We start from the raw sequence: 12,369 nt of genomic DNA, 5'->3' as shown, positions 1-12,369 counted from the left end.
GAGTGGATGACTAGGGGAATCATGACCACGATCGCGCTGGCCGCCGTGCTGCTGGCCGCGTGCAGCGACGACACCGAGGAGCCGGAGGGGGCGGACCCGGCACCGGTCACCACGGAGGACGCGGGGGAGGCCGCGACGGAGTCGTCCGGCGACGAGGACGCGGGGGCCACCACGGACGACGACCTGGACGAGGAGACCCAGACCGGCGCCGCCGACGACGCAGCCGAGACCGGTGCCTCCGACGATCCGGCCGCCGAGACCGGATCCTCCGACGAGGACGTGATCGAGGTCGGGGAGGGCGCGGCCTTCCTCACCCCGGACTCCAACATCGTCTGCGTGCTGGGCGAGGAGGGCGAGGGTCAGGCGTTCTGCGACATCTGGGCGAGCGCCGACCCGATCGACGTCGTCGAGGAGGCCGACTGCTCCGAGGAGCAGCGACCCCTCCTCGTACTCTCCGGGGGCGAGGTGTCGGGCGACTGCTCCGACGACCTGGTCTCGGTCGAGGCGGACGTCAACGCCGGGGGCGACTGGATCGGTGACGGCCCCACCATCGACATCGGCGTGGCGATGGCGGCCATCCTGGAGGACGGTCAGACGTTGCGCGGGGCCACCCACGAGTGCACCGTCGTCGGCCGGGACACCGTCACCTGCCAGGACGTGGCGGGCGAGCACGGGTTCACCCTGTCGATGAGCAGCTACGAGACCTGGTGAGGGCCTCCGCGCCCGCTCCTTCCTGACCCGCCCCGGAGGTCCCGCGTGGGGACCGGGCGTGGGCCCGCGGTCGTACCCATGACGCGACCGCGGTCTGACGCGCGGGGGTGAGCGGTCGGCATACAGTCTGGTCCCATGGGTGTGCAGACGGTCTATCGCTGGGTCCGTGACCACCCGTTCCCGGTCGATCTCGCGCTGAGCCTGCTGTTGCTGCTGTTCCTGTGGGTCGGGACGGGGGGCATGGTGGGGGCCTACGCCCTCCTGATGGTGGTGCAGGTGCTGCCGCTGGCGATCCGGCGGGTCGAGCCGTTCACCGCCGCCCTGCTCGTCGCGGCGGGGTGCCTGGCGCAGGTGGTGCTGACCAGCAACCCGCTGGGGTCCAACATCGCGGTCCTGATCGTCATCTACAGCGCGGCGGCGCACGCGCGGGAGCGGTGGAAGTCGTTCACCGTGCTCGGGCTGGGGCTGGGCGGCTCCCTGCTGGCTGCTGCCGACTGGGTGTGGGGGTCGGAGTGGGCCGCGGACCGGTCCAGCCTCGTCATCGAGTTCATGACCCTCTTCGTGGTGCTGGTCATGCTGGTCAGCACCGCCTGGGTGCTCGGCGACGTGGTCCGCCGGCGCAAGGCCGTGGTGGCCCGGTTGCGGGAGCAGAACGAGGCGCTGGCCCGGGACCAGACCCAGCGGGAGGCGCTCGCCGCCTCCGGGGAGCGCGCGTCGATCGCCCGGGAGATGCACGACATCGTCGCCCACTCGCTGTCCGTCGTGGTCGTGCAGGCGGACGGTGGGGCGTATGCCGCGCGCGCCGCCCTCGGCCGTGAGCCGGGTGCCGACGCCGACCGGCGGGCGCTGGACCAGGCGGCGCAGACCCTGGAGACGCTGGCCGCTACGGCACGGGAGGCGCTCACCGACACCCGGCGCCTGGTGGGGGTCCTGCGGGAGAGCGGGAGCGCCGCCGAGTACAGCCCGGCCCAGGGACTGGACCACCTCGAGGACCTCGTGCAGCGGCTGCGGGACTCCGGCATCCCCGTGGACCTCTCGGTGCGCGGCGGCCTCGCGGGCCTGTCCCGCGACCTGGACCTCGCGGCATACCGGGTCGTGCAGGAGTCGCTGACCAACGTGCTCAAGCACGCCGGCCGGGGAGCCACCGCCTCGGTCGACGTCCTGCACACCCCCGCGGTGCTGCTCGTGCGGGTGACCGACGACGGCGCGGGACGGGGCGCCGGCGACGGGAAGGGCAACGGCATCATCGGCATGCGGGAGCGGGTCGAGGTGCTGGGTGGCACGCTGTATGCCGGGCCGCGTACGGCCGGTGGGTTCGAGGTCGTCGCCTCGCTGCCCATCCAGCCGGCCGGCGGGAGGCAGGACCCACCATCGATCCACGTGGACGGAGCAGGACGTGACTGAGCAGGACGACACGGGCAGCGGCCCCATCCGGCTGTTCCTGGTCGACGACCAGGAACTGGTGCGCGCGGGGTTCCGGATGGTGCTGGACGCGCAGGACGACATGACGGTCGTCGGTGAGGCGGGCGACGGGGCCGCCGCGCTGAGCGCGATCCCGGTGGTGCGCCCCGACGTGGTGCTGATGGACATCCGGATGCCCCGGGTGGACGGGGTGCAGGCCACCCAGCAGCTCTCGGCGGCCGGGCCGAGCCCGAAGGTGCTGGTGCTGACCACCTTCGACCTGGACGAGTACGCCTTCGCGGCCCTGCGGGCCGGTGCGGCCGGCTTCCTGCTCAAGGACGCCGGCCCCGCCGAGCTGCTCAGCGCCATCCGGGCGGTGCACGGCGGCGACGCGGTCGTGGCGCCGAGCACCACCCGGCGGATGCTCGAGCGGTTCGTGGACCACCTCCCCTCCGGCGCGGCCGCCGACGAGACAGCGGCCGCCGACGCCGCCGAGCGGCGCCTGGCCGCGCTCACCGACCGGGAGCGCGAGGTCCTGGTGGCCGTCGGCCGAGGCCTGAGCAACTCCGAGATCGCGGCCGAACTGTTCCTCGCCGAGGCCACCGTGAAGACCCACATCGGTCGGATCCTGCACAAGCTCGCGCTCCGCGACCGGGTGCACATGGTGATCACCGCATACGAGACCGGGCTCGTCGGGGACTGACCGGCGGCGCCCACGGGTCAGACCCTGGTATGACGAGGGGTGCCCCCGGCGTCGCAGCCGGCCGGGCGCAGGTCCAGTCCCGGGACCGACGCGGGGCGGGGTGCGCGCTCCGTAGGTTTCTGGGCATGACCGAAACCTTGACCTCGCAGGGGGCCGCCCGCCCCGACACGGCACTCGCCGCCAGCGCCGTCGACCTGACCAAGACCTACGGCAAGGGGGCGACCGCGGTGCGCGCCCTGGACGGCGTGCACGTCGGGATCGAGTCCAGCCGCTTCACCGCGATCATGGGGCCGAGCGGGTCCGGCAAGTCGACGCTGATGCACCTGTTGGCGGGGCTGGACACCCCGACCGCGGGCCGGGTCTTCCTGGGCGACGTCGAGCTCACCGACCTGAACGACACGGCCCTGACGCGGCTGCGGCGCTCCCGGGTCGGCTTCGTCTTCCAGTCCTTCAACCTGCTGCCGACGTTGACCGCCGAGCAGAACATCAGGCTGCCGCTGCAGCTCGCCGGGTCGCAGGGGGACCCGGCTTGGCTGCGGTCGGTGGTGACCGGGCTCGGCCTGGAGGACCGGTTGGCGCACCGCCCGGGTGAGCTGTCCGGCGGGCAGCAGCAGCGGGTGGCGCTGGCCCGGGCGCTGGTGACCAGGCCGGACGTGGTCTTCGCCGACGAGCCGACCGGGGCACTGGACTCCCGGACCGGCGCCGAGGTGCTCGGTCTGCTGCGGCGCAGCGTCGACCAGTGGGGCCAGTCCGTCGTGATGGTCACCCACGACCCGGTCGCCGCCGGGTATGCCGACCGGGTGCTGCTCCTGTCCGACGGACGGGTGGCCGGCGAGATCGAGGACCCGACCCCCGAGCACGTGCTCGAGCGGCTGACCGGGCTGGGCGCCAAGTGAGCGCCGCGACAGGGGTCGGTGGCGGGACGGGCGCACTGGCCCTCGCGGGGCTGCGCGGCCACGCCCGGCGGCTCGGCGCCACGGTGCTCGCGGTCGTCCTGGGGGTCGCCTTCGTCACCACGACCCTGCTGGCGCTGAACTCGCTGGACCGTGGGGTCCAGGACACCGTCGCCGGTGCCGTCTCGGGTCACGACCTCGTGGTCACCGGCGGCAGCGAGTCTCTCACGCCGGACACCGTGGCGGCGCTGCGCGCGATCGAGGGGGTCGACGTCGCCGACGCCTCCGCCCGCGTCTACGGCACCGGGGAAACGAACCTGCCGATGCTGGCGACCACGATGCCGCAGGGGCGCGGGGTCGCCCTCCTTGACGGGCGCCTGCCGGCCGGTCCGGACGAGGTCGCGGTCTCCGTGGAGCTGGCCCGGACCTCCGGCGCAGAGCCGGGCGACACCGTCACCTTCACGCCCTACCCGGCCTTCGGGGACGACGGCGAGGAGGTCGCGGGTGAGGAGCCGGCGGCGCTGCACCCGACCGTGGTGGGGGTCGTGGACGTCGGCGACGACCCGCGACTGACCTGGCAGGACGTCATCGTCGGGTCCGAGGACGGACTGGCGGCGTGGGGTGGCGTGGAGTTCGAGCACGTCACGCTCGACCTGGCCGGCGCCAGCGAGGCCGACGCCCGGGCCGCCGTGGAGGCGGCCGCCCCGGGGACGACGCTGCGCACCGGGACGGAGGAGGCCGCCTTCCGGGTGGCCAACGCCACCGGGGGCATGGACCTCCTGGGCCCGGTGCTGCTCGGCTTCGGGGCCGTGGCGTTGGCGACGACCGCGCTGGTCATCGCCAACACGTTCACCATCGTGCTCGCCCAGCGCAGCCGGGAGTTGGCCCTGCTGCGCTGCGTCGGGGCGACCCGCAGCCAGGTCCGCCGGACCGTGCTGCTCGAGGCCCTGGTGCTGGGCGTGGTCTCCTCCACCCTCGGGGTGCTCGTGGGAGTCGGGGCGGTGGCGGCCGCGGCGTCGGCCATCGGCGAGGTGGACCTCGGGATCCCGGTCGAGCTCGGGCTGGTCCCGAGCACGACCGCGCTGGTGGCGCCGTGGCTGGTGGGTCTGGTGGTCACCGTCGGCGCGGCCTGGTGGCCGACCCGGCGCGCGACGCGGGTGGCCCCGCTGGCCGCGCTCCAGCCGACCGCCGCCCCCACCGCCGGCTCCCGCCCCGGCCTGGTGCGGATCGCCGGGTCGTTCGGGCTCCTGGCTGCCGGGGCTGCGGCCCTGGTCTACGCCGTCTCGGCCGGCTCGGTCGTCGTCGGCGTGCTCGGCGGGCTGGTCAGCTTCCTCGGGGTCCTGGTCGGTGCCGTCTTCCTGGTGCCCGCCGCGATCCGGGTGCTGGGCATCCCCGCCCGCGCCGCGGGCGTGCCCGGACGGTTGGCCGTCGGCAACGCGGTGAGCAACCCCGCCCGGGTCGCGGCCACCAGCGCCGCCCTGCTGATCGGCGTCACGCTGATCACGATGACCTCGGTCGGTGCCGCCTCCGCGGCCCGGACCGCGGACCGGGAGATCGACGCCCAGTTCCCGCTGGACGTCGCGGTCCAGGCCAGCTACGACTGGCCGGAGGCCGCCCCCGGGCAGGACCCGGAGGAGGTCGGGGCCGTGCTCCGGTCCCTCGAGGCGCCGGTCGTGGACCAGGTCCGGGCGCTCGACGGGGTGCAGGCCGCGGTCCCCCTGCCCGGCGCGTTCCTGTCCCTGGAGCAGGGCGACGGGGAACTGCTGGCCGAGTCGCCCGCCTACGGGGTGGACGCTACGCAGGTTGCGTCGGCGCTGCGCGACGACTCGGTGTTGGACGACCTCGGGCCCGGAACGCTGGGGATGAGCGAGGACGACCTGAGCATGTACGGGCTCGAGGCGGGCCAGGCGGTGACCGTCCGGGGACCGGCCGGCAGCCGTGAGGTCACCCTGGTGGAGGCGGGTCTCGGCAGCGGCTGGCTGGTGTCCCCGCAGACCCTGGAGGAACTGGCGCTGGACGCCCGCACCGGGGCCATCGCGATCCGGTTGGCGGACGACGCCGACGTCGGCTCCGTGGTCACCGACATCCGCTCCGTGGTGGAGCCGGAGGGTGCCTGGGCCGACGGGGCCGCGGCCCTGCGCCAGGAGATGGACACCGTGCTCAACGTCCTGGTGCTCGTCACGACCGGGCTGCTCGGGGTGGCCGTGCTGATCGCGGTCGTCGGGATCGCCAACACCCTCGCCCTGTCGGTGCTGGAACGCACCCGGGAGAACGCGCTGGTCCGGGCGCTGGGCCTGACCCGGGCCCAGCTGCGCGCGATGCTGACCACCGAGGGGATCCTCGTCGCGGTCGTCAGCGCCGTGCTGGGTGTGCTGCTGGGCACGGTCTACGCCTGGTGCGGGGTGCAGACCCTGCTGCCGGAGGACACCGCCGTCGCGCTCGCCCTGCCGTGGGGCCAGCTGGGTGCCGTCCTCGGGGTCGCGGTCGTCGCCGGGCTGCTGGCCTCGGTGCTGCCGGCCCGCCGGGCCGCCCGGATCGCGCCGGCCGCGGGGCTGGCCGCGCCCTGACCGTATGCCGTGGGGCGGGTCAGGCCGGGTCGACCGGCCTGACCCGCTCGCCCCCGATCCACACCCGGGCCAGGTCGGCCTGGCCGGCCATCGCGAAGATCCGGGCGAGCGCGTTGTCGGCGTCCTGGGCGTGCCGCAGCCCGATGTCGAGGGTGCTGCCCTCCGGCGGGCAGACCCAGACCGCGTCGAACGCCCGGCCGGGGGACAGGTCGCCCACCTCGTCCCCGAGGTCCAGCGCCTCGGCGCCGGCCCGGGTGGACAGCCACAGCAGGTGCGCCGGGGTGAGCGGCAGGCCCTCCTTGCCGAGCAGCTGCTGCGCGAAGTAGGCCTGCAGCCCCTCCTTGAGCATCGCGAAACCGGTCCCGGCGCCCACGTCGGAGCCCAGGGCCACCCGGACCCCGTGCTCGATGTGCCGCTTCAGCGGGAACAGCCCGCTGCCGAGCGCGGCGTTGCTGGTCGCGCAGTGCGCCACGGTGGCGGACTGGTCGGCCAGCACGGCCAGCTCCCGGTCCGTCGGGTGCACGTTGTGCGCCAGCACGCTGCGCCGGCCGACCAACCCGTGCCGGTCGTAGGTGTCGACGTAGTCGTGCGCGTCGGGGAACAGCTGCGCCACGGTCGCGACCTCGGCACCGTTCTCGTTGACGTGCGAGGTGAACCAGGAGCCGGGCACGTCCTTGAGCAGCGCCCCGCTCACCTCGAGCAGCGGGTCACTGGCCGACAGCGAGAACCGGGGCGTGACGGCATACCGGGCCCGGCCGGTGCCGTGCCAGCGGTCGGCGAGGGCGCGGGACTCCTGGTAGGCCCGTTCTGGGGTGGTGAGCAGCCCGGCGGGCTCCAGGATCCGGTCGCTGAGCACCAGCCCGGCGGTGATCCGCAGCCCGGTCCGCGCGGCCTCGGTGAAGACCTCGTCGACGGCGGGGGCGAAGTGGGAGCCGAAGACCAGCGCCGACGTCGTGCCGGCGTTGAGCAGCCCGCTGACGAAGTCGGTCGCCACCCCGCGGGCGTAGCCGGCGTCGGCCAGCCGCGCCTCCTCGGGCAGCGCGCAGTGCGTGAGCCAGTCCAGCAGCGGCATCCCGAGCCCGGCGATGACCCGCACCTGCGGGAAGTGCACGTGCGCGTCGACGAAACCGGGCAGCAGGATCCCCTCGCGCAGGTCGACGACCTCGGCATCCGGGTGCGCGTCGCGGACCGCGTCGTACGGCCCCCGCGTGACGATGGTGCCGTCCTCGACCACCAGCGCGACGTCCTCCTCGGCCCGCAGGCCGGCACCGGTGAACGGGCTGTCCGGGGTGTCCATCACCCGGGCCCGGTAGAGCGTGCTCACCGCGTCTCCTGCCGTATGCCGTGGCGCGCCTCGTCGAAGGACGGCACCAGGGCGGCCGCCACGCTGAGCGCGATCGTCGCCGGGTCCTTGCCGCTGATCGAGGGCACCCCGATCGGGGTGGTGATCCGGGCCAGCGCCTCCTCGGAGTGGCCCTCCGCGGCCAGCTTCTTGCGGAACCGGCCCCACTTGGCCGAGGAGCCGATCAGCCCGATCGACGCCAGGTGGCTGCAGCGCAGCGCGACGTCGCACAGCGCCGCGTCCTCGCCGTGGTCGTGCGTCATCACCAGCACGTGGGTGCCGGTGGGGACCTGGCCGAGCACCAGCTCGGGCACGGGGGCGTGGTGCACGTGCACGTGGGCCGGGGAGTCCTCCAGCACCGCCAGGCGCTGCGGGGACACCTGGTCGGCCCGGCTGTCGACCAGGTAGAGCTCCAGGTCGTGCCGGGCCAGGATCCGGGCCAGCTCCAGGCCGACGTGGCCCATCCCGAAGATCGCCACCGCGGGCACCACGGCCAACGGCTCGAGCAGGAGGGTGACCTCACCGCCGCAGCACTGCATACCGTGCCGGTTCGGGGCCTTGTCGCTGAGCCCCAGGGTGACCTGCTCGGGGTCGGTGACGCCGTCGGCCAGCATCTCCCGGGCGCGCTGGATGGCGGTCTCCTCGAGGTTCCCGCCACCCACCGAGTCGTGCACGGCGTCGGCCGTCACGACCATCTTCGCGCCGGTGTCCCGGGGCGCGTGGCCGCGCACCGTGACGACCGTGACGAGCACCCCGGGGGTGCGGGAGGCGCGAAGCCGGTTGACGGCCTGCAACCAGGTGGCCACGGCCTACTCCGCGGTGAGCACCGGCTGCGGCGCCGGTCGGGTCGGGGAGGCCGACGGGGTGTCCGAGCTCAGGGTCGCGGACGGCCGCACCGTGTGCTGGGTCTCCGGCTCGCTCTCCAGCTGGGCAGCCTCCAGCGCCCAGAAGACGGACTCCGGGGTCGACGGGCAGCCCAGCTCGGTCATCCGGCCGTCGGGGCCGAACGCGGCGGCCGCCTTGCGCAGCGACTCGCGCATCGCGAAGGCCAGCATCAGCGGCGGCTCGCCGACCGCCTTGCCGCCGTAGACGACCCCGTCCTCGTGGGCCTGCTCGAAGAGCGTGACGTTGAACTCCTGGGGCATCTCCGAGAAGCTCGGCAGCTTGTAGGTCGAGGCGGCCTGGGTCAGCAGCCGACCCCGGTGCGGACCGTCGGAGGTGTCCCACCGCAGGTCCTCCAGGGTCAGCCAGCCGGCGCCCTGGACGTAGCCGCCCTCGATCTGGCCGATGTCGATCAGCGGGGACAGGCTGTCGCCCACGTCGTGCACGATGTCGACCCGCCGGGAGCGGTAGGCCCCGGTGAAGCCGTCCACCTCGACCTCGGTGACCGCCGCGCCGTAGGCGAAGTACTTGAACGGCTCGCCCTGGAAGGTGTCGGCGTTCCAGTGCAGCCCCTCGGTCCGGTAGAACCCGGAGGCGGACAGCTGGACCCGCTGGAAGTAGGCGATGTTGACCAGGTCGTCCCAGTCCAGGCTGGTGTCCAGGCCGAGCGCGGTGACCCTGCCGTCGACGAAGCGCACGTCGGTCAGCGGGCAGCCGAGCTGCCCGGCGGCGACCTGGGTGAGCCGCTCCCGGATCTGCTCGCAGGCGTTCTTGACCGCACCGCCGTTGAGGTCGGCGCCGGTGCTGGCCGCGGTGGCCGAGGTGTTGGGCACCTTGTCCGTCCGGGTGGGCGCCAGCCGCACCTTGGACAGCGGGACGCCGAGCGCGGTGGCCGCGACCTGCAGCATCTTGGTGTGCAGGCCCTGGCCCATCTCGGTGCCGCCGTGGTTCACCAGCACCGAGCCGTCCTTGTAGACCAGCACGAGGGCGCCGGCCTGGTTGAACGCCTTGAGGTTGAACGAGATCCCGAACTTCACCGGGGTGGCCGCGATGGCCCGCTTGGTGTGCTCGTGGGTGGCGTTGAACTCGGCAATCTGCGCGGACCGGGCCGCGAAGTCGCTCTGCTCCATCACCTGGGCCCAGACCTTGTGCATCCGCTCGGCGTGCCGCACCGGCTGTCCGTATGGGGTGCTCTCGCCGGGGGCGTAGAAGTTGCGTTCGCGGATCTCCTCCTGGGTCAGGCCCAGGGCCGGGGCAACCCGGCTGAGGAGGTCCTCCATGACCAGCATCCCCTGCGGCCCGCCGAACCCGCGGAAGGCGGTCTGCGAGGTCTTGTTGGACTTGGCGATCCGGCCGAGCACCGTGACGTTGGGGATGTAGTAGGCGTTGTCGATGTGGCACAGCGCCCGGGCCAGCACCGGCTCGGACAGGTCCAGGCTCCAGCCGCCGTCGGCGGTGATCGTGGCGCGCAGCGCCCGGATCCGGCCGTCGTCGTCGAAGCCCGCCTCCCAGCTGGCGTGGAAGCCGTGCCGCTTGCCGGACATGGTGATGTCCTGGGTGCGGGTCAGCCGCACCCGCACGGGACGCCCGGTGAGCCGGGCCCCGATGGCGCCGATCGCGGCGTAGCCGTGCGGCTGCATCTCCTTGCCGCCGAAGCCGCCGCCCATCCGCAGGCACTGCACGGTGACCTCGTGGTTGTGCAGGCCCAGCACGTGGGCCACGATCTCCTGGGTCTCCGAGGGGTGCTGCGTGCTGGACTGCACGAAGACCTGACCCGCCTCGTCGACCGTCGCCAGCGAGGCGTGCGTCTCGATGTAGAAGTGCTCCTGCCCGGAGAACTCGAACTCGCCGGTGAACACGTGCGTGGAGTCGGCCAGGGACGCGTCCACGTCGCCGCGGGTCAGCGTCTTCTGGGCGCCCTGGAAGCTCTCCGCCTCGATCGCGTCCCGGACGCTGACCAGGGCAGGGAGCACCTCGTAGTCCACCTCGACCGCGGCGGCGCCCAGCCGTGCGGCCTCCAGGGTCTCGCCGAGCACCCACGCCACGCTGTGGCCGTAGTACATGACCTCGGTGGGGAACAGCGGCTCGTCGTGCTTCACCCCGGCGTCGTTGACCCCGGGGACGTCCTCGGCGGTGAGCACCCGCACCACGCCGGGCACCTGCAGGGCGGGGCCCGGGTCCAGCCGCACCACCCGGGCGTGGGCGTGCGGGGCCTGCACCGGGTGGGCGTGCAGCACCCCGGTGCTGCGGCCGACCAGGTCGTCGGTGTAGAGCGCCTCACCGGTGACGTGGCCGACGGCACTCTCGTGCGGGACCTCGAGCCCGACGGACGGGGACGCGGGACGTTGCGACAGGTGACTCATGCTCCGACCTCCTGAGACGGTGCGGACTCGGCGTGTAGCTTGCGCAGCGACGTGCCGAGCATCGCGGCGCGGTAGCGGGAACTGGCCCGGTGGTCATCCATCGGGGTCCCCTCGGCGGCCAGCAGGGACGCCGCGTGGCGCACGGTCTCCGTGGTCCACGGCTGGCCCTCCAGGGCCCGCTCGGTCTCCAGCGCGCGGATCGGGGTGGCGGCGACGCCGCCCAGTCCGATCCGGGCCTTGGCCACGACGCCGTCGCTGATCTCGAGCGCATAGCCGACGGCGACGCTGGAGATGTCGTCGAAGCGGCGCTTGGCGATCTTGTGGAAGGCGGTCGTGGTCGACAGCGGCAGCGGGAACCGGATCGCCGCGATCAGCTCGCCGGGCTCCTTGACGGTCTGCCGGTAGCCGGTGAAGTAGTCGGCCAGCGGCACCTCGCGGGTGCCGCCCGGTCCGGCCAGCACCAGCACCGACTCCAGCGCCAGCAGCACCGGCGGGCTGTCCCCGATCGGGCTGCCGGTGCCCAGGTTGCCGCCGAGGGTGGCCCCGTTGCGGATCAGCCGGGAGGCGAACTGCGGGAACAACGCGTCCAGCAGCGGCACCCGGCCGGCGAGCCGGCGCTCGATCTCGGACAGGGTGAGCGCGGCGCCCAGCTCGACCCGGTCCTCACCGATCTCGAAGGTGCGCAGCTCGGGCAGCCGGTCGATCGCGATCACCCGGGACGGGCGGGTGCCCCGGATGTTGATCTCGACGCCGTAGTCGGTGGCACCTGCCACCAGGGTGGCGTCGGGGTCCTCGGCGAGCACCTCCAGGGTCTCCGCCAGGTCGGCGGGCCGGACGAACTCGCTCTCCTCGCGCTGGATCCGGGTGGCGGCCGGCGGGGGCGCGGGCTGGTCCCGCCGCTGGGCCAACGGGTCGTCCTCCCCGGGCGACCCCACGGCATACGCGGCGTCCCGGATCGGGCGGTAACCCGTGCACCTGCACAGGTTGCCGCTCAGCGCGTGCAGGTCGAACCCGTTGGGGCCCACCTCGTGGCCGTCGGCGTGGGCGGGCTGCCCGTCCGCGGACCCTTCGGCGGTGCCCGCGGCCGGGGCCTCGTCCGCCCCGCACCCGCCGCCGCAGCGGCCGGGGCGGTAGAACTCGGCGGCCATGCTGCAGACGAAGCCGGGGGTGCAGTAGCCGCACTGCGACCCGCCGCGGACGGCCATCTCCTGCTGCACCGGGTGCAGCGTGCCGTCGTCGGCGGCCAGTCCCTCGGAGGTCACCACCTCCTGGCCGTCCAGCGCGGCGGCCGGCACCAGGCAGGAGTTGACCGACGTCCACACGGTGTTGCCGGACTCGTCGGGACGGGCGACCAGGATGGCGCAGGCGCCGCACTCGCCCTCGGCGCAGCCCTCCTTCGCCCCGGTGAGGCCCTGAGCGCGCAACCAGTTGAGCGCGGTGGTGTGTGGCGTGATCTCACCGAGCGAGGCGGCGGTGCCGTTCACGGTGGCGTGCAACCCAGTCATTG

Annotated in this window: 9 protein-coding genes; 5 read left to right on the top strand and 4 right to left on the bottom strand. The window is 73.9% G+C overall.

The window, feature by feature from the left end; genetic code table 11:
• The first annotated feature begins 6 nt into the window (after positions 1-6).
• The 5 genes from FB467_RS18370 to FB467_RS00860 all read left to right on the top strand — a co-directional run bounded on the left by FB467_RS18370 (position 7) and on the right by FB467_RS00860 (position 6,275).
• Positions 7-711: a hypothetical protein gene (locus tag FB467_RS18370; RefSeq protein ID WP_170230504.1), complete on the top strand. Its 705-nt coding sequence runs from the start codon at positions 7-9 to the stop codon at positions 709-711.
• A 135-nt stretch (positions 712-846) separates the two neighbouring features.
• Entirely contained in the window at positions 847-2,115 is a 1,269-nt protein-coding gene (locus FB467_RS00875) for a sensor histidine kinase (RefSeq protein ID WP_141783412.1), read from the top strand.
• 76 nt (positions 2,116-2,191) lie between these two features.
• Positions 2,192-2,815, top strand: a complete 624-nt coding sequence (locus tag FB467_RS00870; protein WP_244932756.1) for a response regulator — start codon at positions 2,192-2,194, stop codon at positions 2,813-2,815.
• Positions 2,816-2,940: 125 nt separating this feature from the next.
• A complete protein-coding gene (locus FB467_RS00865; protein WP_141783410.1) occupies positions 2,941-3,711 on the top strand; it encodes an ABC transporter ATP-binding protein in 771 nt (256 codons plus the stop codon).
• Positions 3,708-6,275 (top strand): ABC transporter permease, encoded by a 2,568-nt coding sequence (locus tag FB467_RS00860; RefSeq protein ID WP_141783409.1) that lies wholly within the window; start codon positions 3,708-3,710, stop codon positions 6,273-6,275. Before FB467_RS00865 ends, FB467_RS00860 begins: the two co-directional genes overlap by 4 nt.
• Before the next feature lie 19 nt (positions 6,276-6,294).
• Here FB467_RS00860 and guaD read toward each other — a convergent pair whose 3' ends face one another.
• From guaD to FB467_RS00840, 4 genes are read right to left on the bottom strand one after another with little or no spacing between them, the layout of a single operon-like run.
• Positions 6,295-7,599: a guanine deaminase gene (gene guaD, locus FB467_RS00855; protein WP_228393493.1), complete on the bottom strand. Its 1,305-nt coding sequence runs from the start codon at positions 7,597-7,599 to the stop codon at positions 6,295-6,297.
• Positions 7,596-8,423, bottom strand: a complete 828-nt coding sequence (gene xdhC, locus FB467_RS00850) for a xanthine dehydrogenase accessory protein XdhC (protein WP_141783408.1) — start codon at positions 8,421-8,423, stop codon at positions 7,596-7,598. The genes guaD and xdhC overlap by 4 nt, the downstream gene beginning before the upstream one ends.
• Positions 8,424-8,426: 3 nt before the next feature.
• Positions 8,427-10,862, bottom strand: a complete 2,436-nt coding sequence (gene xdhB / locus FB467_RS00845; RefSeq protein WP_141783407.1) for a xanthine dehydrogenase molybdopterin binding subunit — start codon at positions 10,860-10,862, stop codon at positions 8,427-8,429.
• Positions 10,859-12,367, bottom strand: a complete 1,509-nt coding sequence (locus tag FB467_RS00840) for a xanthine dehydrogenase small subunit (RefSeq protein WP_141783406.1) — start codon at positions 12,365-12,367, stop codon at positions 10,859-10,861. The genes xdhB and FB467_RS00840 overlap by 4 nt, the downstream gene beginning before the upstream one ends.
• Between the last annotated feature and the right edge of the window lie 2 nt (positions 12,368-12,369).

It is taken from the genome of Ornithinicoccus hortensis, assembly GCF_006716185.1.
GTDB classification, from domain to species: Bacteria; Actinomycetota; Actinomycetes; order Actinomycetales; family Dermatophilaceae; genus Ornithinicoccus; species Ornithinicoccus hortensis.
Note: the sequence above shows the minus strand (reverse complement) of the source record. Positions and strands in the feature narration are given on the sequence as shown.